This window comes from Streptomyces sp. NPDC006552 (assembly GCF_040611655.1).
In the GTDB taxonomy this organism is placed as follows: domain Bacteria; phylum Actinomycetota; class Actinomycetes; order Streptomycetales; family Streptomycetaceae; genus Streptomyces.
Genome location: NZ_JBEXOS010000011.1, coordinates 85,132 through 107,862 on the forward strand (window position 1 = coordinate 85,132; position 22,731 = coordinate 107,862).

Consider the following 22,731-nt stretch of genomic DNA (forward strand, 5'->3'; position numbering starts at 1 on the left):
CACCACAGCGTGTGAACCGAGTCAACCGTGTTCACGGGATGTGGTGATCGGCTGGCTGTGAACCGGGGTCTTATGTCGACGTCGGTAGAGTTGGGCGTACACACCGACGCCACGAGGGGAGCCGACGCGGTGCAGGAGAACGCGACAGAGGTGACGGCCGCCGGGATCGCCCGGCTCGCCGGGGTCGGCCGGGCCGCGGTCAGCAACTGGCGGCGGCGCCACGCCGACTTCCCCAAGCCCGTCGGCGGCACCGACACCAGCCCCTCCTTCGCGCTCACCGAGGTCGAGGAGTGGCTGCGCGCCCAGGGCAAGCTCGCCGAGGTCCCGCTGCGCGAGCGCGTGTGGCAACAGCTCGCCGGGCACCCCGCGGGCCCCGTCACCGCCCTGCTGCACGCCGGCAGCGCGCTGCTCCTCGTGCACGACCGGCCCACCGAGTGGCTCGCCCTGGCCGCGGCGGACGACGACGCCCTCGCCGAGCGGCTCCCCGCCGCCCTCGAAAGCGTCCTCACCCCCCGCTTCGGCCACCCCACCGAGCGCGCCCTGCCCACCCCCGCGCCGCGCCGCCTCCAGCCCTCCGTGCCCCTGATCCGCGGCGCCGCCGAACTCGCCGCGGAGCTGGGCGCCCGCGCCACCTTCGCCTTCCTCCTCGGCCGCCACCTCGACGCGAACCCGCGCCAGTACACGCTGACCCCGCCCGGCCCCGCGGAGCTGATGGCCGCCCTCGCCGGACCCGCCGCCACCGCCCTGGACCCGGCCTGCGGCACCGGCGCCCTGCTGCGCGCCGTGCGCGCCCTCGCCCCCCGCCCCGGACAGCGCCTCTACGGCCAGGACGCCACCGCGGAACTGGCCGCCCTGGCCGCGCTGCGCCTGGCCCTCGACGGCCGCGACGACCAGGCGGCCGCGCCCGCCATCCGCACCACCGCCGCCGACACCCTGCGCCACGACGCCCTCGGCGACGTCCGCGCCGACGTGGTCCTCGCCCACCCGCCGTTCAACGAGCGCGGCTGGGGCCACGACGAGCTGGCCTACGACCCGCGCTGGGAGTACGGCTTCCCGGCCCGCACCGAATCCGAACTGGCCTGGGTGCAGCACGCGTTGGCCCGCCTCAAGGACGGCGGTACCGCCGTGCTCCTGATGCCGCCCGCCGTCGCCTCCCGCCGCTCCGGCCGCCGCATCCGCGCCGACCTCCTGCGCCGCGGCGCCCTGCGCGCCGTGATCGCCCTGCCCGCGGGAGCCGTCCCGCCCAACAACATCCCGCTGCACCTGTGGGTCCTGCGCCGGCCCGCCGCGGCCGCCCCCGCCGCGCCCGAACTGCTGCTCGTCGACACGACCTCCCTGAGCGCCGCGGGCGACGTGCGGGAACAGCGGGCCTGGGCCGCCGTCCGGGACGCCGCGCTCGACGCCTGGCGCACCTTCGACCGCGCCGGGACGCTGACCGAGCGCCCCGGGCTCGCCCGCTCCGTGCCCGTCATCGAACTGCTCGACGACGAGGTCGACCTCGCCCCCGCCCGCCGGCTGCCGCCCCCGGCCGCCGCCGGCGGCGCCGCCGAACTGACCGCCGTGCGCGAGCAACTCACCGACACCCTGCGCCTGACCACGGACCGCACCCCGCAGGACGCGACCCCGGCCGCGTCCCCCGCGCGCTGGCCGCAGACCACGATCGGCGAACTCGCGCGCGCGGGCGCCCTCACCCTGCACTCCGCCGCCACGTCCGCCCCGGCGGGCCGCGCCGACGCCCACGCGCGCGTGGCGGTCCTCACCGACCACGACGTGCTCACCGGCTCCGCCCCCTCCGGCACTCCCACCGGCGGCGCCCCGGAAAGCGCACCCGTCCTGCTGGAGGCCGGGGACGTCGTCGTGCCGGTCGTCGGCGGCGGCGCCACCGCCCGCGTCGTCGACGAGGCCACCGCGGGCGCCGCCCTCGGCCGCGGCCTCGCCCTGCTCAGGCCCGACCCGGCCGCCCTCGACCCGTGGTTCCTCGCCGGCTTCCTGCGCGGCACCGCCAACAACCGCCAGGCCAGCAGCTACGCCTCCACGGCGACCCGGCTCGACGTGCGCCGCCTCCAGCTGCCCCGCCTGCCCCTGGCCGAACAGGCCGGATACGGCGCCAGGTTCCGCTCCCTCGCCGCCTTCGAGGAGGCGCTGCGCACCGCGGCCCGGCTCGGCGACCAGCTCGTGCAAGGACTGCACGACGGCCTCACCGACGGCGTCCTCGAACCGTAGCGAAGCGGAGTGGGCCCGACCCGGGGCCTGTTGTCGCCGCCGACCGATACGCTCAGCCCCGCAGGAGTTCGTACGCAGGCACCCACCAGCAGGAGCAGTCATGCACGGCCACGGCTACGCGCCCCCGCCCAGGCTCCCCTCGTCCGGAGCGCGGGCCGGCATGCGCGTGCTCTTCGTGGCCATCGCCGTGCTGACGGTCGGCTTCCTCGGGTTCGTGCCGATGCTGCGGCTCGCCCTGACCACCCGGAGCAAGGCCGACTGGCGGGTCTTCATAGCCGTGGCCGCCACCCAACTGGTGTGCTGGGCAGGTGTGTTCAGCGATCCGGGCGGCGAGGAGTTCACCACCTGGTACGGGAACGGGGCGATGGGCCTGATGCTCGTCAACCTCGCCGTCTCGGTCACGTACTACCTGGTCGCGGATGTCCGGCACGCCAACAGGACCCGGTTCGCCCCGGGCCCGGCCCGGTACGGCACGCCCCCCGCCCCGCAGCCCTACGGCTACCCCCAGCCCCAGCCCTACGCGCAGCCGCGCCCGCAGCCGCCCGCCCCGCCGCTGCACGCGCTGCCCACCCAGACCGCGGGCCCGGTGCCCACCCCCGCCCCCACTCCCGTCCCCGCCCCGCAGGCGACACCGCCGCAGAGCCGGCCCCCGCACCGCATCGACCAGGTCCGCGCCGAGCTGGACGAGCTGAGCGACTACCTCCGCAAGCGGGAGGACGGCGGCCGGTGACCACCCTGCCCCCTCTCCCGGCGAACGGCGGCCGCGGCGGCCGGGTCATCGCTGAGCGGTACGAACTGTCCACCCTCATCGGCCAGGGCGGCATGGGCCAGGTCTGGACGGCGTACGACCAGCGCCTGGACCGCCGCGTCGCCGTCAAACTCCTGCGCCCCGACCGCGTCGCCGGCGCCGAGGCCGACGAGCTGCGCCGCCGCTTCCTGCGCGAGTGCCGCGTCACCGCCCAGGTCGACCACCCGGGCCTGGTCACCGTGCACGACGCGGGCACCGCCGACACCGCAGACGGCGGCTCGTTCCTGTACCTCGTCATGCAGTACATCGACGGCTCCGACCTCGCCGACCACCTCGCCGAGCACGACCCCTACCCGTGGCCGTGGGCCGTCTCGGTCGCCGCCCAGCTGTGCGCCGTGCTCTCCGCCGTGCACGCCGTACCGATCGTCCACCGCGACCTCAAGCCGAGGAACGTGATGGTCAAGAAGGACGGCACCCTCACCGTCCTCGACCTCGGTGTCGCCTCCGTCATGGACACCGACACCACGCGCCTGACCCACACCGGCTCACCCATCGGCACACCCGCCTACATGGCGCCCGAACAGGCGATGGGCGGCGCCGTCGGCCCGTACACCGACCTGTACGCGCTCGGCGTGCTCCTCTTCGAACTGCTCAGCGGGGACGTCCCGTTCGCGGGCACCACCGCCCTCGGCATCCTCCACCGCCACCTCTACGAACCCCCGCTGCCGGTGCGCCGGCTGCGCCCCGAGGTCCCCGAAGCGCTGGAGAACCTCGTCCTGCGCCTGCTCGCCAAGGACCCCCAGCACCGCCCGGCCTCCGCGCAGCAGACGTACGAGGAGCTGCTCCCGCTGCTGCCCGCGCGCGGAGTCCCCAGCGGCCACCCGCTCGACCCGACCCGCCCGTTCCTGCGCCCGCACGCCCCCTGGCCCGACCGGGCCCGCACCCCCGCACCGCAGCCCGACGGCTCCGACGTGCAGGGCGAGCGGCCCGACGTGGCCCGCGCCGTCGACGACGTCAAACGCCTGCTCGGCGAGGGCCGCATCACCCAGGCCGTCGACATCCTCGGCGCGATCCTGCCCGCCGCGGCCGCCCAGCACGGCGAGCACTCACCCGTCGTACGCACCCTGCGCAAGCAGTACGCCGCCACGCTCATGGACGACGGCCAGTACCGCCGCGCCCTGCCCGAGCTGCGCCGCCTCGCCGACGAACGCGCGGCCGAGGCCGGCCACGCCGACCCGCAGTCGCTCCAGTTCCGCTACGAGGCGGCCCAGTGCCTGGAGGCGCTCGGCGAACCGGCCGCGGCGCTCGCCGAGTACCGCGCGCTGCTGCCGTACTACGAGAACCAGTACGCGACCACCGACCTGCGCCTGGCCCTCGACGTCCGCCGCCGTATCGGGCAGCTGCTGCTCGCCGTCGGCGACCGGGCGGCCGCGCACGAGACCCTGGCCCGCCTCCTGCACGACGCGGAGCGGCTGCACGGGCCCGGCCACCCGTTCCCGGCCGAGGTGCGCCGCACCCTCCAGTGGCTGGGGCAGGTCAGGGGCTGACCGGCTATCTTTCTAGCCGCAGACCACGACGATCATCGAGCACAGCACCCAGGGGTGGGGATCTCATGTCCGAAGCACACAAGTCCGAGACGGCGAGACCGGGCGGGCGGGGCAGCCACCGGCTCTCCAAGCGCAACCGCTACGTGGCCTGGGGAGCCGCCGGCGCCGTCGTCGCCGCGGGAGCCGCGTTCGCCGCGACCAGCGCCTCGGCGGCCACGACGTGGCCCGCGCAGAAGACCTTCACCGGCCGCGCCTTCGACACCTGCACCGCGCCGTCCGCCGCCGCGATGAAGGCCTGGCGCACCGGCTTCTACGGCGCCGCCGCCGTCTACATCGGCGGCAAGAACCGCGGCTGCGCCCAGCCCAACCTCACCAAACCCTGGGTCAAGACGGTCACCGCGCAGGGCTGGAAGCTGATCCCGCTCTACGTAGGCGCGCAGCCGCCCTGCCAGACCGGCACCAGGAACGAGAAGATGACCACGTCGAACGCGGCGTCCCTCGGCACCAAGGACGGCCAGGACGCCGTCGCCAAGGCCGCCGCGCTCGGCATGAAGACGGGCAGCGCGCTCTACCTCGACATGGAGCCGTACGACATCACGAACGCGTCCTGCAACAAGGCCGTGCTGAGCTACGTACGCGCCTTCGACAAGGTGCTGCGCGGCAAGATCTACCGGGCGGGCTACTACGGCTTCAGCAGCTCCAGCGCGGCCGCCGTCGCCACCGCCGCGGACCGCACCGACCTGCCGGGCAACCTCTGGTACGCCAAGTGGGACAAGGTCAACACGACCACCTCCGACTGGCCCTGGGCGAAGTCGCTCTACACCAACCACAGCCGCGCCCACCAGTACATGGTCAACAGCAAGGAGAAGCGGGGCGCCTACACGATCACCGTGGACCGCAACGCGTGGGACGCCCCGGTCGCCATCATCGGCTGACCCCGCGCGGGGTCCGAGTACCTCAACTCGCGGCGAATCGTTGTCGAATAGGTGGCCGAGCCAGCGGCCACCTCCTACCATCGATCACGGACTTTGTGCACCGACGCACAAACTCGCCGCAGGGAGGCTCACCTTGCACCGCCGCACCAGCAGCCGTCGCCGTACCGCGCTCGTCCTGTCCGCCACCGCCATCGCCGCGCTCCCCGCCCTCACCGCCTGCGGAAGCGGAGCGCACCCCGGCGCCGCGGCCGTGGTGGGCGGGCAGCGCATCACGGTCTCCCAACTGGAGACCCGGGTGAACGAGGTACGGGACGCGCAACAGGCCGCCACCAAGGACAGCGCCCAGTACGAAGAGGCCGTCGCCAAGACCGGCAGCCTCACGCGCAACACCTTGCACACCATGGTCCTCGACCGGGTGCTGCACCGCGCCGCCACCGACGCGGGCGTCACCGTCACCCGCAAAGAGATGCAGGACATGCGCGCCGGCATGGAACGACAGGCGGGCGGCGCCCAGAAGTTGGAGACCGCCTGGCTGGCCCAGTACAACGTCGCGCCCAAGCGGCTGACCGAGAGCCTGCGCACCGAGATCGAGGTGCAGAAGCTCGCGACCGTCCTGGGCGCCGACATGCAGACCCCGGACGGCCAGGCCGTCTTCTGGAAGGCCCTCGGCAAGGCCTCCAAGGACCTGAACGTCGACCTGAACCCGCGCTACGGCGCCTGGGACGTCACCCCCAGGAGCCGGCTCGTGGAGGCCAGGACCCCCTGGCTCAAGCAGGTCACGCAAGCGCCGGCCGAGACCCGGACCGCCTGACGCGGGCGGCGCCGGCGCCCTGGGTTACGTTCGGGTGGTGAACGATCGACAGGTGCACGGCACCACCAGCGACCCGACCGGCGGCGCGGGCCGCATCGTCCTGCTCACCACCAGCCACCGCGTCGCCCCCGGGCTGCTGTCCTGGCCGGCGTGGCAGGCCCTGCGCGGCGCCGACGCCGTCCTGTGCGCCGACGCCGCGCACCCGCAGCTGCCGTACCTGAAGGAGGCGGGCGTCGAGGTCACCGTCGCGGCGGCGCCGCTCGCCGCCCGCGACCTCGTCGAGCGCTGCGCCGACGGCGGCCGGGCCATCGTCGTCCTCGCCACCGCCGAGGGCGACCGGCGCCTCACCGACGGCCTGGCCGCCCTGGCCGGCTCCGGCCGCGAGCAGCTGCCCTCCCTCGAACTCCTCCCCGGCTCCTACGACCTGCCCGGCGCCCGCCTCCTCGACCTCGTCCAGGTCATGGACCGCATCCGCCGCGAGTGCCCCTGGTCGGTGCGGCGCACCCACGAGGACCTGGCGGCGTACGCCATCGAGGAGGCGTACGAGCTGGTCGAGGCGATCGAGACGCACGACCGCGCCGAGCTGCGCGAGGAACTGGGCGACGTCCTCCTCCAGGTCGTCTTCCACGCCCGCATCGCCGAGGAGGACACCGACGCGCCCTTCTCGGTGGACGACGTCGCGGGCGGCATCGTCGACAAGCTCATCCACCGCCACCCGCACGTCTTCGGCGACGAGAGCGCGGCCACGCCCGAGGAGGTGCGGGAGATCTGGCTGCGCCGCAAGGGCGAGGCCAAGCGCCGCGCCTCGGTCACGGACGGCGTGCCGGTGGGCCAGCCCGGGCTCGCCCTCGCGGCCAAGCTCGGCTCCCGCGTCCGCACGGCCGGCCTGGACGTCCCCCTCCCCACGGGCGCCGGCCTCGGCTACGAACTCCTGGCCCTGGCCCTGCGCGCCGAAGCGGCCGGCGAGGACCCCGAGGCGGCCCTGCGGGCGGCGGCCCGCGCGTACCGGGCGACGATCCGGGCGGTGGAGGGGCTGGACGAGGAGGGGTAGGGAGGACGGGGGCGTGGCCCGGTTCTCCGGGTACGCCCGTCTCAGCGGGCCGTGAACTCCACGGGGAGGCTCCGCAGCCCCCGCATGATGAGCCCGCCGCGCCAGCGCAGATCGGCGGGGTCGGCCGCGAGCCGAAGGTCGGGCAGCCGCCGCATCAGCGTCTCCAGAGCGGTGCGGCCTTCGAGCCGGGCAAGGGGGGCGCCGAGGCAGTAGTGGATGCCGTGGCCGTAGCCCAGGTGCTGATTGTCACGGCGTGAGAGGTCCAGGGTGTCGGGCTCGGTGAAGCGGGCGGGATCACGGTCCGCGGCGGCCAGCACCACCAGCACGGGGTCGCCCGCTGCGATGCGCTGCCCGCCGATGGAGAGCGGCTGCGTCGCATAGCGCCAGGTGGCGAGTTCGACCGGGCCGTCGAAGCGGAGCAGTTCCTCGATCCCCGCATCGAGCAGTTCGTGCTCGCCGCGCTCGAGAGACGCTTGGAGGACGGCCCGTTGCTCCGGGTGGTGCAAGAGCGTGTGGACACCGTTGCCGATGAGGTTGATGGTCGTCTCGAAACCAGCGAACAGCAGTACGAAACACATGGCGGCGGCTTCGTTCTCCGTGAGGTGCTCACCGTGGTCCGAGGCGCGAATGAGGCCCGAGATCAGGTCGTCACTGAGAGCGTCCCGTTTGCGGTGGATCAGCTCGGCCAAGTAGCCGCGCATCTTCTTCACGGACCGGGCGACTCCGCCGCGCGGTCCTCCGCCGTGCCGGATCATCATCCCCGCCCAGTCGCGGAAGTCGTCCTGGTCTTCGGCGGGGACGCCGAGCAGGTCGCAGATCGCGTAGATCGGGAGCGGGAACGCGAAGTCGTGGATCAGATCGGCCTCACCCGTGCTCGCGAAGCGGTCGATGAGTCCGTCGGTCAACTCCTGCACGCGCGGCGCGAACTGGGCGATGCGGCGCGGGGTGAACGCTTTGGAGACAAGCCGCCGCAGCCGCGTGTGGTCCGGCGGATCGATGTTGAGCAGATGGGTCATGAGGTTGGCGCTGCGCTCACCCGGGATGCCGGTACGGCTCTTGCCGTGGGCGTCTTCGGCGTGGTGAGCGGGGTTCTTCGACAGGCGGCCGTCCGCCAAGGCCTGTCGCGCGTCCGTATAGCGGGTCACGAGCCACGCCTCGACTCCGCTGGGGAGCTTCGTCCAGTGGACGGGTGAGTGCTCCCGGAGCCAGGCGTACGCCGGATACGGGTCGGTCGCGAACTCCCAGGTGAAGAGTTCGGGTGCGGTGTTCGGGACGTTCACCGGACGACCGTATCCGGAGGGGAGGCGGTGACGCCCACGGTGTCCTGACATAGGTGTCCGACCGGAAATCCCCGTTTCGACCGTGAATCCCGCAACTGGGCGTTACGTTCTCCCTGACGTGACACCGGCCCCGGAGCTGGCTAGAGCTCCGGGGCCTTGCCAGCCGTGAAGGGGCTGACGTGACCAACGCTACAAGCATGCCCACGCCCCCTGCCAGCCGTGGACAGAGGCCGACGCGCACGATCCGGGCAGCTCTCATGCTCCGGGTATCGACCCGCAGGCAAGCCGCGAAGTTCGGACTCGAAGCGCAGGAAGCCGCAGGGCGGGCGTACGTCGACAGGCAGCCAGGGTGGGTTCTCGCCGAGGACCTGATTTTCCGGGACGAAGGCGTGTCGGGCGCACTGATCGAGCGGCCCGGAATGCTGAGACTGGAACATGAGGCCCGGCAGGGGCGCGTCGATATGATCGTGGTCCACAGTTTCGATCGCATCGCACGCACCAGCCGGGCTTTCTGGGCATGGGTCTGGGCCATGGACGACCTCGGTGTCGCCTTCGTGTCGGTCAGCCAGGACGTCGACACCACCTCGGCGACGGGCCAGGAACACCTGCAGTTCCACGCCGCCGCGGCGGAGACCGAAGCGGAACTCATCCATGAGCGTATGCAGGGTGGCCGCCAGCGCAAGGCGCTCAGCGGTGGTTGGACCGGCGGGCCGCCTCCTTGGGGTTACGCCATCTAGGAGAAGGGAGGCCGGCGTTCTCGGCTTGTCGTCCACGAGGTGGAGGCCGGTGTCGCGCGCACCGCGGTGCACCTCGTCATCGACGAGGGGCTGACCGTTGCGGCGACGGCCCGGGCATTGAACGACCGTGCGCTCTTCGCCCGCAGCGGCCGACCATGGAGCGCGGCCAATCTCCACCGTCGGCTCACGTCGTCCTCCCTGCTCGACGGCGAGGTCGTCTTCCGGAACCCGGTAGGCGCCGGAAAAGGCGGAGCGAAGGTGGGGCCGGACGGGACGCCGCTGTACGGAGCCAGCGTCACCATCGTGGTGCCCCGCATCATCACGGAGGAGCGGGCCGCAGCTCTCGTCCGTGCCCTGGCGGCGAACGGCCACGCGGCGCACGCCGAGGCCGGTGACTACCCCCTCACCGGACGGATCCAAGGAGCATGTGGCCACCACTATGTGGGCGCTTATCGCGCTTATCCGAAGTCGAACGGCACCAGGTACTACCGCTGTTCCGGCGGCAACAACGGAAAGGGCGCGAGCACCGGGTGCGATGACCCGTACCTGGCTGCCGCAGGTATCGAAGCTGCGGTCCGGGAGGAGGTCGCGCAGACTCTGGCGGATGCTGGACTGATCGCAGCGATCGAGAAGCGCAAACCGCGGCTCCTTCCCGGGAGCGAAGCGCGACAGCGTGAGCGCGTGGCGGGCTTCGAGCGCACTCTCCATGAGAGGGAAGCGGCGATCGCCCGGGCGGCGAAGGATCTGTCCCGTGTCGAGGGGCTCGCCCAGGACGTGAGGGATGCGGTACTGCGCCAACTCGACGAAGACGTTCTGCGTGCGACTCGGATGCTGGCCACGGCGCGTGAGGTGCTGGCCGAGTACGAGGCCGCCGCGACCGCGGCGCGGACCGACCGGGAAGCGCTGGCGCTCGCGGCGGGCGGCGGTGCCATGTCGCTCGCGCAGTTGCAGCGGGTGTTCGAGTTGCTTGAGGTGAGGGCCAGGCCGCTTGAGCGGGTGCGGCAGCGGACCGGTGTCGGGTGCAAGGTGACGGACTGGCACCTTCAGACAGGCGTGCTCGTGCCCGATGACGTGACGGAGGCGCGATGGGAGGTGGTCGAGGAGGCGATGGCGGCCTTCTTCCCGAGGCGCCAGTTCGTCCGCGGGTCCGTTGATATCCGGACGCAGCTGAACGGCATTCTCCACCGGCTGCGCACGGGGTGCCTGTGGGACGAACTCCCTGCGCGATACGGCCCGCACGGGCAGATCAAGGACCGGCAGAACTCCTGGTTCAAGAGGGGGTTCTGGCCACCGCTCATGGACGTGCTGAACGCGAGAGGCGGTGGGTCAGAAGCCCGGCGAGAGGAGTCGGTCCCGGCACTGGAGGTCGTATACGAGATCAAGTCCGCTGGATGCAACCGTCCGAAAGACCTCCATGACTGACGCCCTGTCAGGATTGTGATGTTCACGTGATCTGCGCTGCATCGACTTGTGACAAGCGTTCGAGTCCCGCTACGTTCACCAGTCATCGCGACACAGGCACAACCGGCACCACTTCCGCCACTCATGTCGCGTGCCGCATCAGTCTCGCGAAAGGCAACCGCATGCTCTCCGGGAACGGTCGACACCGTCGCCCCCGTCAGGCCCCTGCTCTCGTCGTCGCCGCCGGGGTCACCGGCAGCGCCATCGCGATCCCGCTGCTCGCGGCGACCAGCGCGAGCGCCGCCTCCACCACCACCTGGGACAAGCTCGCCGAGTGCGAGTCCGGCGGCCAGTGGAGCCTGGACGCGGGCAACGGCTACTACGGCGGGTTCCAGTTCTCCCAGGAGATGTGGGAGCGCTACGGCGGGCTCGACTTCGCCCCGCGCGCCGACGACGCCAGCCGTTCGCAGCAGATCGCCGTCGCCGAGAAGGCGCTCGCCGCCAAGGGGCCGAGCGCCTGGCCGAGTTGTTCGGTCGTCGCGGGCCTCACGCAGGGTGACGACACGGCTGATGTCGACCCGGGAGTCAGCGCCTCCCCGCAGCCGTCCGGTACGTCCGGTTCGGCGGACTCCGGTGACCCCGCCGGCTCCTCGGACACCGCGGGAGAGAAGAATCACGCGGAACGCGGCGCCGGCACGTCGGGCGTTTCCGCCACCCCGGACGCCTCGGACGCGGCCGGAGGCACCGCCTCCGACGCCCCGTCGGCCGACGCCTCCGACGGCACGGCCGGTGACGCGGCTGGTGACGGAGCGAGCGACGAGCCGGATTCCACCGCGACGGGCCGGGCGGCGGACGGCACGGAAGACAAGGCGGACAAGACAGACAAGGCGGACAAGGGTGACGGGTCGGGGCAGTCCGGCTCCACGGGCTCCGGCTCTGCGGACTCCGAGCCCTCCGCGGACGCCGACGAGGCCGGCCGCCACCGCGGCGACCGCGCCTCGGACGACGCCTCCGCCTCCCGTCAGGGTGACGGGCGTCACGCCTCGCGCGAGGAGCAGCGCGCCGACGGGACGTACACGGTCCGCTCCGGCGACAACTTGTGGGACATCGCGGAGGCTCACGACGTGCGGGGCGGGTCGGATGCGCTCTACGACCTGAACAAGAAGACGGTCGGTTCCGACCCCGACCTCATCCTTCCTGGTCAGAGTCTGGATCTTGGTCTCGAAACGGTGGAAAAGTAGCGGGAGTTCAGGGGTGGTTGAGGCTCGTATGTCCAGTTATGCGTGAGTGAGACATGAGTCTCAAAGACCCTGATCGTCTTTGAAATCGGGCGGATCGACTGCTTACGGTCGTGACCGCTCGCCACAGCGGGCCCCGACGGACGTCACGCCGAATCCTGCCGACGTCCGTACGGGAACAGTCGACGCGTCAGCGCCGTAGGCAGGAGCGGGGGACCCAAGGTAAGTGCCGGGCAACCGGCTTGGGGTCAAGCCGCGCACAGGATGCGCGCCGGACACTCACTGGTCCGAACCCGACAGCTCACCTCGTAGGCGTCGGTGAGGGGATCTCTTCATGCTGTTCTCCAGCAAGGGCAAGCACCGTCGCCCGTCCAAGGCCGTCCGTGTCGCCACGCTCGCCGGTGTCACCGGTGCCGCCGTCGCCGTTCCGCTGATGGGTGCCACCGGCGCCTCCGCCGCCTCCACCTCCGAGTGGGACCAGGTCGCGGCCTGCGAGTCCGGCGGCAACTGGTCGATCAACACGGGCAACGGCTACTACGGCGGCCTGCAGTTCTCGTCCTCGACCTGGGCCGCGTACGGCGGCACCTCCTACGCCTCCTCCGCCGACCAGGCGTCCAAGGCGCAGCAGATATCCGTCGCCGAGAAGGTGCTGGCCGCGCAGGGCAAGGGTGCCTGGCCGAGCTGTGGCGTGGGCCTGTCCGGCGCCGACACCAGCAACTCCGCTCCGGCCGAGTCGTCGCAGCAGTCGCAGCCGCAGCAGCAGGAGCGCTCCGACTCCTCCACGACGACCCGCTCGCAGCAGCGTGAGCAGCCGCAGCAGCAGGCGCAGCCGCAGCAGCAGACGCCGAAGAAGACCGTCACCACCCCGACCGGCAAGAAGGTCGAGAAGGGTGACGGCGAGTACAAGGTGAAGACCGGCGACACGCTCAGCAAGATCGCCGAGGCGCACGGGACCAGCTGGCAGAAGGTGTTCAAGCTCAACAAGGACATCATCAGCGACGCCAACCTGATCTACCCGGACCAGCAGCTGCACCTCAAGTAGGAGAACCCCGCGCAGGGGCGGGCACCGGCGTCGGCGGACGCCGGACCCCACCGCGCCGCCCCTGATGGGCCGCTCTCGCCGGCGACCCCCGTCCTGGTCTCCGGGACGGGGGTCGCCGTCTTTGTTCCGTTTGGAAACATTTCGCTGTCGGCGTTGTCCACGAGACGGTCGGTCGGCTGGCCGATGCCCCGGAGCCGGTTACGCTCAGGGGTGCGGGCCAGCCGCCCGCACTGTTGTGTCACATCCCAGAAGGAGATGCTCGTGCCGTCCATCGACGTCGTCGTAGCCCGGGAAATCCTGGACTCCCGAGGCAACCCCACGGTCGAGGTCGAGGTCGGCCTCGACGACGGCAGCACGGGTCGTGCTGCTGTTCCGTCCGGTGCCTCCACCGGTGCCTTCGAGGCCATCGAACTCCGTGACGGTGACCCCAACCGTTACCAGGGCAAGGGCGTCGAGAAGGCCGTCCTCGCCGTCATCGAGCAGATCGGCCCGGAGCTCGTCGGCTACGACGCCACCGAGCAGCGCCTGATCGACCAGGCGATGTTCGACCTGGACGCGACCGACAACAAGGGCTCGCTCGGCGCCAACGCGATCCTGGGCGTCTCCCTGGCCGTCGCACACGCCGCGTCCGAGGCCAGCGACCTGCCGCTCTTCCGCTACCTCGGCGGTCCGAACGCGCACCTGCTGCCCGTCCCGATGATGAACATCCTGAACGGCGGGTCGCACGCCGACTCGAACGTCGACATCCAGGAGTTCATGATCGCCCCGATCGGCGCGGAGTCCTTCTCCGAGGCGCTGCGCTGGGGCACCGAGGTCTACCACACCCTCAAGAAGGTGCTGAAGACCAAGGGTCTGTCCACCGGCCTCGGCGACGAGGGCGGCTTCGCCCCGAACCTGGAGTCGAACCGCGCGGCGCTCGACCTCATCCTGGAGGCGATCAAGGAGGCCGGTTACATCCCCGGCCAGCAGGTCGCGCTCGCGCTGGACGTCGCCGCCTCCGAGTTCTACAAGGACGGCAAGTACCAGTTCGAGGGCAAGGAGCGCTCCGCCGCCGAGATGACCGAGTACTACGAGGAGCTCGTCTCCGCGTACCCGCTCGTCTCCATCGAGGACCCGCTGTACGAGGACGACTGGGCCGGCTGGAACACCATCACCGAGCGCCTCGGCGACAAGGTGCAGCTCGTCGGTGACGACCTGTTCGTCACCAACCCCGAGCGCCTGGCGCGCGGCATCGAGGAGAACTCGGCCAACGCCCTGCTCGTCAAGGTCAACCAGATCGGTTCGCTGACCGAGACCCTGGACGCCGTCGAGCTGGCCCAGCGCAACGGCTTCAAGTGCATGATGTCGCACCGCTCCGGCGAGACCGAGGACGTGACGATCGCGGACCTCGCCGTCGCCACGAACTGCGGCCAGATCAAGACCGGCGCCCCGGCCCGCTCCGAGCGCGTCGCCAAGTACAACCAGCTGCTGCGCATCGAGGAGATCCTCGACGACGCCGCGGTCTACGCCGGCCGCAGCGCGTTCCCCCGCTTCAAGGGCTGACCTGCCCCGGGACGTCTTCCGGCGCCGTAGTTCCGTACGTCCTCGCACTCGGTCCCGTACCGTGTGCGAGGACGTACGCACGCAGGCAGCCAGACGGGACCGGAACGGGGAGGCGACAGGCGATGCCGGGAAAGCTCCGCAGCAGGGGCCGTGACGACTCGGCCCGCTTCTCCACGGCCACCCGGCTGCGCGTGCTCGGCGAGCAGACCGCCGAGCGGGTCTACCGCTCGCAGAACAAGCGCCAGGCGCGCCGCTCGCGCCTCACCGGCCGGGCGGCGCTGCTCGCGCTCGTCGTGTGCACGCTCGTGGTCGCCCTCGCCTACCCGATGCGGCAGTACGTCTCCCAGCGCGGTGAGATCGCCGACCAGCAGCGCCAGCAGCAGGAAGCCAAGGACCGGGTCGACCGGCTCCGCGACGAGAAGGCGCGCTGGCAGGACGACTCCTACGCCGAGCAGCGCATCCGCGAGCGCCTGCACATGGTGATGCCGGGGGAGACCGGGTACGTGGTGCCCGATCCGCGCTCCGCCCAGGGCGGCCGGGCCGAGCAGGGCGAGGCCGACCGCCCCTGGTACTCCAACGTGTGGGACGGCGTCGACAAGGCCGACCGCGCGGACTGAGCCCCGCACCCGCCCCGCACCGCTCCACCGCTCCGCACCCACCGAAGTGAAAGACAGGCATGGAAACGCCCCCGCCCCAGACCGAGCCCACCGCGCCCACGGACGCCGACATCCACGCGTTCCAGGAGCAGCTCGGCCGCCCGCCGCGCGGCCTGCGGGCTATCGCGCACCGCTGCCCCTGCGGCAACCCGGACGTCGTCGAGACGGCGCCGCGTCTGGAGGACGGCACGCCGTTCCCGACGACGTACTACCTGACGTGCCCGCGCGCGGCCTCGGCCATCGGCACCCTTGAGGCCAACGGCGTCATGAAGGAGATGACGGAGCGGCTCGCGACCGACCCGGAGCTGGCCCGTCGGTACCGGGCCGCGCACGAGGACTACCTCGCCCGCCGCGACGCCATCGAGGTCCTGGAGAACTTTCCCAGCGCCGGCGGGATGCCGGACCGCGTGAAGTGCCTGCACGTGCTCGTGGCGCACTCGCTGGCGGCGGGCCCCGGGGTCAACCCGCTCGGCGACGAGGCGATCGCGCTGCTGCCCGAGTGGTGGAAGAAGGGCGCCTGCGTGTCCGCGGCCCCGGAGGTGGCCGAGTGACCCGGGTCGCCGCCATCGACTGCGGTACGAACTCGATCCGGCTGCTCGTCGCGGACGCCGACCCGCGCACCGGTGAACTGATCGATCTGGACCGGCGGATGACGATCGTCCGGCTCGGCCAGGGCGTGGACCGCACGGGGCGGCTCGCCCCCGAGGCACTGGAGCGCACGTTCGCGGCCTGCCGCGAGTACGCCCAGGTGATCAAGGAGCACGGCGCGCAGCGGATCCGCTTCGTCGCCACGTCGGCCTCCCGGGACGCCTCGAACCGGGACGAGTTCGTGGCGGGCGTACGGGAGATCCTCGGCGTCGAGCCCGAGGTGATCAGCGGCGACCAGGAGGCGGCCTTCTCCTTCACCGGCGCGACGAAGGAGCTGGAGGGCCGCGCCGACCTGGAGCGGCCCTACCTGGTCGTGGACATCGGCGGCGGCTCGACCGAGTTCGTGGTCGGCGACGAGGACGTGCGCGCGGCGCTCTCCGTCGACATCGGCTGCGTACGGATGACCGAGCGGCACCTCGTCGCGGAGGACGGCACGGTCACCGATCCGCCGTCCGCCGCGCAGATCGAGGCGGTCCGCCGGGACATCGCCGCGGCCCTGGACCGGGTGGAGCGGCAGGTGCCGCTCACGGGCGCCCGGACGCTCGTCGGGCTCGCCGGCTCGGTGACGACGGTGGCGGCGCTCGCGCTCGGCCTCAAGGAGTACGACTGGGCCGCGATCCACCACTCCCGTATCCCCTACGAGAAGGTCGTGGAGCTGACCGACTGGCTCCTGGCGTCCACGCACGACCAGCGCGCCCTGAAGCCGGTGATCCACCCCGGCCGGGTCGATGTCATCGCCTCCGGCGCCCTCGTACTGCGGATGATCATGGAGCGGGTTGGCGCGCGCGAGGTGGTCGTCAGCGAGCACGACATTCTGGACGGAATCGGCTGGTCCGTCGCCTGACCGCGAGGGGCCCCGAAGATCTCGCCTGAGCGTGTCGCGTACCGTCTGAGCACGGTCTCAGGGGGTCGCGACACGGCCGGGAACCACCCCGCCGGGAAAGTTCGTGAAGTTCTTCACAAGGAATTCGGTCCCGTTGGGCGAGGATTGCCCGCCCGGAGCCCGTTCGGGGCCGCCCACCGGCTCGTACGGGAGGTGTCCGCGGGGTTTCCGGAGCGTTGCGAGGCGTGGGCGTCCCGGGGTGGTCCAGTGCTTGCGGAGGCTCACCGTGGCTGCTCAAGAGGGGTGAGCAACGACCGGCAGCCGATCGTGGTTCCCCGCGCGGGCCATGACATGGGTCACGTGGGCGGCGAAGTGTAGCAGAGGCGCCGCCCGACCTTGTGAAGGGGCGCACGAGCACCCCCCTCCAGACGGGTGGATACTCGATGGCATGAGCACCACGGAGCGTCCCAGGATCCTCATTGTCGGGGGTGGGTACGTAGGCCTGTACGCGGCGCGACGCATCCTGAAGAAGATGCGTTACGCGGAAGCGACCGTTACGGTCGTCGACCCGCGCTCGTACATGACGTACCAGCCCTTCCTCCCCGAGACCGCCGCCGGCAGCATCTCGCCGCGCAACGTCGTCGTCCCGCTGCGACGCGCTGTGCCGGGCGCCGAGATTCTCACCGGCCGCGTGACCACCATCGACCAGGACCGCAAGGTCGCCACGGTCGCCCCGCTCGTCGGCGAGGCGTACGAGGTGCCCTTCGACTACCTGGTGATCGCGCTCGGCGCGGTCTCCCGCACCTTCCCGACGCCGGGCCTCGCCGAGGTCGGCATCGGTATGAAGGGCGTCGAGGAGGCCATCGGGCTGCGCAACCACGTGCTCGAGCAGCTCGACAAGGCCGAGTCCACGACGGACGAGGAGATCCGCCGCAAGGCGCTCACCTTCGTCTTCGTCGGTGGCGGCTTCGCGGGCGCCGAGACGATCGGTGAGGTCGAGGACCTGGCGCGCGACGCGGCCAAGTTCTACAAGAACGTGAAGCGCGAGGACATGCGCTTCATCCTGGTCGACGCCGCCGACAAGGTGCTGCCCGAGGTCGGTCCGGAGCTGGGCGTCTACGGGCGCAAGCACCTGGAGTCCCGCGGCATCGAGGTCTACCTCTCCACCACGATGCCCTCCTGCGTCGACGGCCACGTGGTGCTGAGCAACGGCCTGGAGGCCGACTCCAACACGGTCGTGTGGACCGCGGGCGTCAAGCCCAACCCGGCGCTCGCCCGCTTCGGTCTCCCGCTCGGCCCGCGCGGCCACGTGGACACCAGCGAGAAGCTCCAGGTCCAGGGCACCGACTACATCTGGGCCGCGGGCGACAACGCCCAGGTCCCGGACCTCGTCGGCCGCAAGAACGGCAACCCGAACGCCTGGTGCCCGCCCAACGCCCAGCACGCCATGCGGCAGGCCAAGGTCCTCGGCGACAACGTGGTCTCCGGCATGCGGGGCTTCCCGCAGCGGAACTACGAGCACTCCAACAAGGGTGCGGTCGCCGGTCTCGGCCTCCACAAGGGCGTCGCGATGATCGTCATGGGCAAGATGAAGATCAAGCTCAAGGGCCGGCTCGCCTGGTACATGCACCGCGGCTACCACGGCATGGCCATGCCGACGTACAACCGCAAGATCCGGGTGATCGCCGAGTGGACGATCAACATGTTCCAGAAGCGCGACATCACCGCGCTCGGCGCCCTGGAGACTCCGCGCGAGGAGTTCTACGAGGCCGCCAAGCCGGCTCCGGCGCCCAAGCCGGCCGCCGAGAAGGCGCCCGAGAAGAGCGACAAGGTCGGGGAGAAGGCCAAGGCCTCCTGACCTCGGGGTAGTTCCGAGCAGTAAGCAGCCCGAAGGGGCCACTCGCCATCCGTGGTGCGAGTGGCCCCTTCGGCGTTCCCGGGCGCACGCCGGGCGGAATGTGTGTGGCGTCTACAAGTATTTTGCCCTTCCGTAACGCAGTAACGGGACTGCGGAATGCGCCCCTCGGTGTTTACGTGGTGTGGGACCGGTCCGGGATCCCCGTGTCATGGAGGTGTGCGCCATGCAGGACGCCGCACAGCGGCTGCAGAACATCGCCGAGCGGCTGCTCGGCGCCGAACTCCCGGTGCGCCTGCGCGCCTGGGACGGTTCGCAGGCCGGCCCCCCGGGCGCCCCCGTGCTCGTCGTGCGCAGCCGCCGCGCCCTGCGCCGCCTGCTGTGGAAGCCGGGCGAGCTGGGCCTGGCCCGCGCCTGGGTCGCCGGTGAACTGGACGTCGAGGGCGACCTCTACGCGGCCCTCGACGTGATGGCCGGGCTGATCTGGGAGCGGGACCCCGACGCGGAGGGCGGCGGCAGAAGCCTCGCCAGGGCGCTGCGGGACCCCGAGGTCCGCTCCGCCGCCGGGGAGCTGGTCAAGCTCGCCGGGCCGTTCCCGCCCCCCGCCCCGCCGGCCGAGGAGACGCGCCGCACCGGCCGCCTCCACCTGCACACCAGGGGCAGCGACAAGCGGGCCATCAGCCACCACTACGACGTCGGCAACGACTTCTACGAACTGGTCCTCGGCCCGTCGATGGTCTACTCGTGCGCGTACTGGGAATCCCCCGGCGCCACCCTCGAATCCGCCCAGCACGACAAGCTCTCCCTGGTCGCCCGCAAGCTGGCCCTCGAACCCGGGATGCGCCTGCTCGACGTCGGCTGCGGCTGGGGCTCCATGGCCATCCACGCCGCCCGCGAGCACGGCGTGAGCGTCGTCGGCGTCACCCTCTCCCAGGAGCAGGCCGCCTACGCCCGCAAGCGCGTCGCCGAGGAAGGGCTCACCGACCGCGTCGAGATCCGCGTCCAGGACTACCGCGACGTGCGCGACGGCCCCTACGACGCGATCTCCTCCATCGGGATGGCCGAGCACGTCGGCTCCGCGCGCTACCTGGAGTACGCCGGCGACCTGCACGCCCTGCTCAAGCCCGGCGGGCGGCTGCTCAACCACCAGATCGCCCGGCGGCCGCAGGCGGACGAGACGGCCTACGAGGTCGACGCGTTCATCGACGCCTACGTCTTCCCCGACGGGGAGCTGGCACCGGTCGGCACCACCACGAGCCTGCTGGAGCGGGCCGGCTTCGAGGTCCGGGACGTCGAGGCGATCCGCGAGCACTACGCGCTCACGCTGCGTCAGTGGGTGCGCAACCTGGAGGCCCGCTGGGCGGAGTCCCTGCGGATGGTCAGCCCCGGCCGGGCCCGCGTCTGGCGCCTGTACATGGCCGCTTCCGCGCTGAGCTTCGAGCGCAACCGCATCGGCGTCAACCAGATCCTCGCGGTGAAGACCCCGGAGAGCGGAGCATCGGGGATGCCACTGCGGGCGCGCACCTGGAACGGCTAGTTCTGCCCGGTCGCGCGACCGGGGCGGGGAAGTGACGATCCGTCACCTCCCCGCCCCGGTCGCGTAGCGGGCCCTGTCCCTACTCGGCCTTGATGGCCGAGAGCATGTTCAGGCGGGCGGCGCGGCGGGCCGGCCACAGGGCCGCCAGGATGCCGACGACCGCGGCGAGCGCGAGGAAGACGCCCATCCGGCCCCAGGGCAGGATCAGTTCGTACGTCGCCATGGTCTTGCCGATGAGCTGTCCCGCGGCCCAGCCGAAGAAGACGCCGAGGCCGATGCCGAGCACGCCGCCGAAGAGCGAGATCACCAGGGACTCCAGGCGGACCATGCGCTTGATGCCCTTGCGGTCGATGCCGATGGCGCGGAGCATCCCGATCTCCTGCTGCCGCTCGAAGACCGACATCGCCAGGGTGTTGATGACGCCCAGCACGGCGACGATGACCGCCATGGCGAGCAGGCCGTAAAGCATGTTCAGCATCAGCGTGAACATCTGGGCCACCTCGTTGGAGATGTCCTGGCGGTCCTGGATCTTGATGGCCGGATTCTCGCCGAGGGCCTTGGTGAGCTTGGCCTTGGCGGCGTCGGAGGCGCCGCCGTCCATCTTCAGCATGACCTGCATGTCCGAGACGCCGTCGGTCAGGTGCGGGTCGAGGGTGGGGGTGTCGACCATGATGCCGCGGATCATCTCGTTGGCCTCGTAGACGCCGGCCACCGTCAGCCGCTGCTTCTTGCCGTCCTCGTAGGTGACGGTGAAGAGCGAGCCGGCCTTCCAGCGGTGGTCCCGCGCGGTCTTGTCGTCGACGACGACCCGCGTGCCGCCGACGGTGAACGAGCCGTCCTTCAGGGGGAGTTCGGCGAGCTGGTCGAGCGCCTTGCCGTTGACGCCGGTCAGGTCCTCACCGGAGCCGTCGATCCGCGACGGGGAGTTGGACAGGCCGCTGACGGCGGTGACGCCCGGGGTCTTCTCGACGGTCTCGCTGACGTCGGGCGAGAGGGTGTTCCCGTTCGCCATCGAGACGACGTAGTCCGCCTTGATGGAGTCGGCGGCCATCTTGTCGATCGCCGACTGCACGCTGCCCGCGATCACCGTCAGGCCCGTGATCAGGGTCAGGCCGATCATCAGCGCCGAGGCGGTGGCGGCGGTGCGGCGCGGATTGCGCACGGAGTTCAGCCGGGCCAGCTTCCCGGAGATGCCGAAGGCGCGCAGCAGCGGGGCCGCGGCGGCGATCAGCGGGCGGGAGAGCAGCGGCGTGAGGATGAAGACGCCGATGACGAGCAGCGCGGCGCCGAGCGCCATCGGGGGCTGGCCCGCGTCGCCCTTCATGGTCGTCGCGGCGAGCACGGCGGCGACGCCGGCGGCCGAGACGAGCGAGCCGAGCGTGTTGCGCAGGATCAGGGACTTGGCGGTCGGCGCGGCGTGCACCGCGTTCATCGCGGCGACCGGCGGGATCTTCGCGGCGCGGCGGCCCGGCAGCCAGGCGGCCAGCATCGTGATGACGACGCCGACGACGAGCGCGGAGACGACCGTGCCGGTGGAGACGACCAGCGGCCCGTCGGGGATGATCGCGCCCGTGCCGTTCATCAGGGAGCGCATGCCCGCGCCGATCCCGATGCCGACGGCCAGTCCGGTGACGGCGGCGACGGCGCCCACGACGAGGGCTTCGAGGAGCACCGAGCGCGTGACCTGGCGGCGGGAGGCGCCGACGGCGCGCATCAGGGCCAGTTCCTTGGTGCGCTGGGCGACCAGCATGGTGAAGGTGTTGGCGATGATGAAGATGCCGACGAAGAGCGAGACACCGGCGAAGCCCAGCAGCAGCTGCTTCATCGAACTCATCGACGTGGAGATCATCTCCGCCTGGTCGTCGGCGAGCTGCTGACCCGTCTGCGTCTCGGCCGCGTCCTTGCCGAGCGTCTTGTCGAGCGCGGCGCGCAGCTGGTCCTGGCTGGTGCCCGCGGCGGCCCGTACGTCGATCTCGTCGTAGGCGCCCGGCCGGTGGAAGAGCGTCTGCGCGGTCGCGGTGTCGAAGAGGGCGAGGGAGCCGCCGGCCGTCACGTTCCCGTCGTCGGTGGTGAAGACGCCGGTGAGGGTCGGGGTGAGGACGGGGCCGTCGACGGACATGCGGACCTGGTCGCCGACCTTGTACCCGGCGCGCTCGGCGGTCTCGGAGTCCAGGGCGACCTGGTTCTTCCCGTGCGGGGCGGTGCCGTCCTTGAGCGGGTAGCGCGGGTCCGGGTCCTGCGCGGAGCCCCAGTAGTTGCCGCCCTTGGTGGAGAAGCCGTTGCCGACCAGCCCGCCGTCCTGGTCGGCGACGGCGGCGTACCCGCCCACCACGCCGTACGCGGAGGCGGCGCCCGGCACGGCGCGCGCCTTCTTCAAGGTGGCGTCGGTCAGCTTGGTCTCCTTGCCGACCTTGTCGGCGTCACCCTCGACGAAGCCGGGGGTCAGTGCCACGTCGACGTGGTCGAAGCCCTTGGACGACGACTTCTCCAGGGCGGAGGAGATGGTGTTGGTGAAGACGAGGGTGCCGGAGACGAAGGCGACGCCGAGCATGACGGCGAGCACCGTCATCAGCAGGCGGGCCTTGTGCGCGAAGACGTTGCGCAGGGCGGTTCGGAACATGGGTTTCTGCCAGTCCAGGGTTCGGCGGGGTGCCCCC

The 22,731-nt window shown here is 71.6% G+C and carries 18 protein-coding genes and 1 riboswitch; of the genes, 16 read left to right on the top strand and 2 right to left on the bottom strand.

The genetic code is table 11. The features are described from left to right. The first annotated feature begins 129 nt into the window (after positions 1-129). From ABZY33_RS09655 to ABZY33_RS09680, 6 genes are all read left to right on the top strand, one after another. Complete coding sequence (locus tag ABZY33_RS09655) at positions 130-2,223, top strand: N-6 DNA methylase (protein WP_356491021.1); 2,094 nt, start codon at positions 130-132, stop codon at positions 2,221-2,223. 100 nt (positions 2,224-2,323) lie between these two features. Beyond that, a complete protein-coding gene (locus tag ABZY33_RS09660; RefSeq protein WP_356490962.1) occupies positions 2,324-2,953 on the top strand; it encodes a hypothetical protein in 630 nt (209 codons plus the stop codon). Positions 2,954-3,018: 65 nt separating this feature from the next. After that, positions 3,019-4,518 carry a serine/threonine-protein kinase gene (locus tag ABZY33_RS09665; protein WP_356491022.1) on the top strand — a complete coding sequence of 500 codons (1,500 nt, stop codon included), beginning with the start codon at positions 3,019-3,021 and terminating at the stop codon, positions 4,516-4,518. A gap of 65 nt (positions 4,519-4,583) precedes the next feature. Further along, positions 4,584-5,453 (top strand): glycoside hydrolase domain-containing protein, encoded by an 870-nt coding sequence (locus tag ABZY33_RS09670; protein WP_356490963.1) that lies wholly within the window; start codon positions 4,584-4,586, stop codon positions 5,451-5,453. 133 nt (positions 5,454-5,586) lie between these two features. Further along, positions 5,587-6,264 (top strand): SurA N-terminal domain-containing protein, encoded by a 678-nt coding sequence (locus ABZY33_RS09675; protein ID WP_356490964.1) that lies wholly within the window; start codon positions 5,587-5,589, stop codon positions 6,262-6,264. Between the two features lie 37 nt (positions 6,265-6,301). Further along, the gene (locus ABZY33_RS09680; protein ID WP_356490965.1) at positions 6,302-7,315 is read left to right on the top strand and encodes a nucleoside triphosphate pyrophosphohydrolase; all 1,014 of its coding nucleotides are present in this window, start codon (positions 6,302-6,304) and stop codon (positions 7,313-7,315) included. Between the two features lie 41 nt (positions 7,316-7,356). Here the strand turns inward: ABZY33_RS09680 and ABZY33_RS09685 are convergent, their stop codons facing one another. Further along, positions 7,357-8,595 carry a cytochrome P450 gene (locus ABZY33_RS09685; RefSeq protein ID WP_356490966.1) on the bottom strand — a complete coding sequence of 413 codons (1,239 nt, stop codon included), beginning with the start codon at positions 8,593-8,595 and terminating at the stop codon, positions 7,357-7,359. Positions 8,596-8,774: 179 nt separating this feature from the next. Here ABZY33_RS09685 and ABZY33_RS09690 point away from each other — a divergent pair, with 179 nt between their 5' ends. The 10 genes from ABZY33_RS09690 (at position 8,775) to ABZY33_RS09735 (ending at position 20,074) form a co-directional block, all read left to right on the top strand. Then, positions 8,775-9,332 (top strand): recombinase family protein, encoded by a 558-nt coding sequence (locus tag ABZY33_RS09690; protein ID WP_356490967.1) that lies wholly within the window; start codon positions 8,775-8,777, stop codon positions 9,330-9,332. A 39-nt stretch (positions 9,333-9,371) separates the two neighbouring features. After that, a complete protein-coding gene (locus ABZY33_RS09695; protein ID WP_356490968.1) occupies positions 9,372-10,754 on the top strand; it encodes a transposase in 1,383 nt (460 codons plus the stop codon). A 161-nt stretch (positions 10,755-10,915) separates the two neighbouring features. Continuing rightward, positions 10,916-11,974, top strand: coding sequence for a transglycosylase family protein (locus tag ABZY33_RS09700; RefSeq protein ID WP_356490969.1), 1,059 nt, complete (start codon positions 10,916-10,918; stop codon positions 11,972-11,974). A gap of 181 nt (positions 11,975-12,155) precedes the next feature. After that, positions 12,156-12,301: riboswitch (cyclic di-AMP (ydaO/yuaA leader) on the top strand. Between the two features lie 4 nt (positions 12,302-12,305). Further along, the gene (locus ABZY33_RS09705) at positions 12,306-13,013 is read left to right on the top strand and encodes a transglycosylase family protein (protein WP_356490970.1); all 708 of its coding nucleotides are present in this window, start codon (positions 12,306-12,308) and stop codon (positions 13,011-13,013) included. A 261-nt stretch (positions 13,014-13,274) separates the two neighbouring features. Beyond that, positions 13,275-14,555 (top strand): phosphopyruvate hydratase, encoded by a 1,281-nt coding sequence (gene eno, locus ABZY33_RS09710; protein WP_324772650.1) that lies wholly within the window; start codon positions 13,275-13,277, stop codon positions 14,553-14,555. 122 nt (positions 14,556-14,677) lie between these two features. Further along, positions 14,678-15,172, top strand: a complete 495-nt coding sequence (locus ABZY33_RS09715; RefSeq protein ID WP_356490971.1) for a septum formation initiator family protein — start codon at positions 14,678-14,680, stop codon at positions 15,170-15,172. A gap of 59 nt (positions 15,173-15,231) precedes the next feature. After that, positions 15,232-15,762 carry a DUF501 domain-containing protein gene (locus ABZY33_RS09720; RefSeq protein ID WP_356490972.1) on the top strand — a complete coding sequence of 177 codons (531 nt, stop codon included), beginning with the start codon at positions 15,232-15,234 and terminating at the stop codon, positions 15,760-15,762. Continuing rightward, positions 15,759-16,703, top strand: a complete 945-nt coding sequence (locus ABZY33_RS09725) for a Ppx/GppA phosphatase family protein (RefSeq protein WP_356490973.1) — start codon at positions 15,759-15,761, stop codon at positions 16,701-16,703. The genes ABZY33_RS09720 and ABZY33_RS09725 overlap by 4 nt, the downstream gene beginning before the upstream one ends. 427 nt (positions 16,704-17,130) lie before the next feature. Beyond that, the gene (locus ABZY33_RS09730; protein WP_356490974.1) at positions 17,131-18,540 is read left to right on the top strand and encodes an NAD(P)/FAD-dependent oxidoreductase; all 1,410 of its coding nucleotides are present in this window, start codon (positions 17,131-17,133) and stop codon (positions 18,538-18,540) included. 223 nt (positions 18,541-18,763) lie between these two features. Then, entirely contained in the window at positions 18,764-20,074 is a 1,311-nt protein-coding gene (locus ABZY33_RS09735; protein ID WP_356490975.1) for a cyclopropane-fatty-acyl-phospholipid synthase family protein, read from the top strand. A 79-nt stretch (positions 20,075-20,153) separates the two neighbouring features. Here ABZY33_RS09735 and ABZY33_RS09740 read toward each other — a convergent pair whose 3' ends face one another. Further along, on the bottom strand, positions 20,154-22,694 hold the full coding sequence (locus ABZY33_RS09740; RefSeq protein WP_356490976.1) for an ABC transporter permease: 2,541 nt from the start codon (positions 22,692-22,694) through the stop codon (positions 20,154-20,156). Between the last annotated feature and the right edge of the window lie 37 nt (positions 22,695-22,731).

Bases quoted from the DNA above. Each gene is read 5' to 3' on its own strand.
- ABZY33_RS09660 (WP_356490962.1), top strand. From the start codon at position 2,324: ATGCACGGCCACGGCTACGCGCCCCCGCCCAGGCTCCCCTCGTCCGGA.
- ABZY33_RS09670 (WP_356490963.1), top strand. From the start codon at position 4,584: ATGTCCGAAGCACACAAGTCCGAGACGGCGAGACCGGGCGGGCGGGGC.
- ABZY33_RS09700 (WP_356490969.1), top strand. From the start codon at position 10,916: ATGCTCTCCGGGAACGGTCGACACCGTCGCCCCCGTCAGGCCCCTGCT.
- ABZY33_RS09705 (WP_356490970.1), top strand. From the start codon at position 12,306: ATGCTGTTCTCCAGCAAGGGCAAGCACCGTCGCCCGTCCAAGGCCGTC.
- ABZY33_RS09715 (WP_356490971.1), top strand. From the start codon at position 14,678: ATGCCGGGAAAGCTCCGCAGCAGGGGCCGTGACGACTCGGCCCGCTTC.
- ABZY33_RS09720 (WP_356490972.1), top strand. From the start codon at position 15,232: ATGGAAACGCCCCCGCCCCAGACCGAGCCCACCGCGCCCACGGACGCC.
- ABZY33_RS09730 (WP_356490974.1), top strand. From the start codon at position 17,131: ATGAGCACCACGGAGCGTCCCAGGATCCTCATTGTCGGGGGTGGGTAC.
- ABZY33_RS09735 (WP_356490975.1), top strand. From the start codon at position 18,764: ATGCAGGACGCCGCACAGCGGCTGCAGAACATCGCCGAGCGGCTGCTC.
- ABZY33_RS09740 (WP_356490976.1), bottom strand. From the start codon at position 22,694: ATGTTCCGAACCGCCCTGCGCAACGTCTTCGCGCACAAGGCCCGCCTG.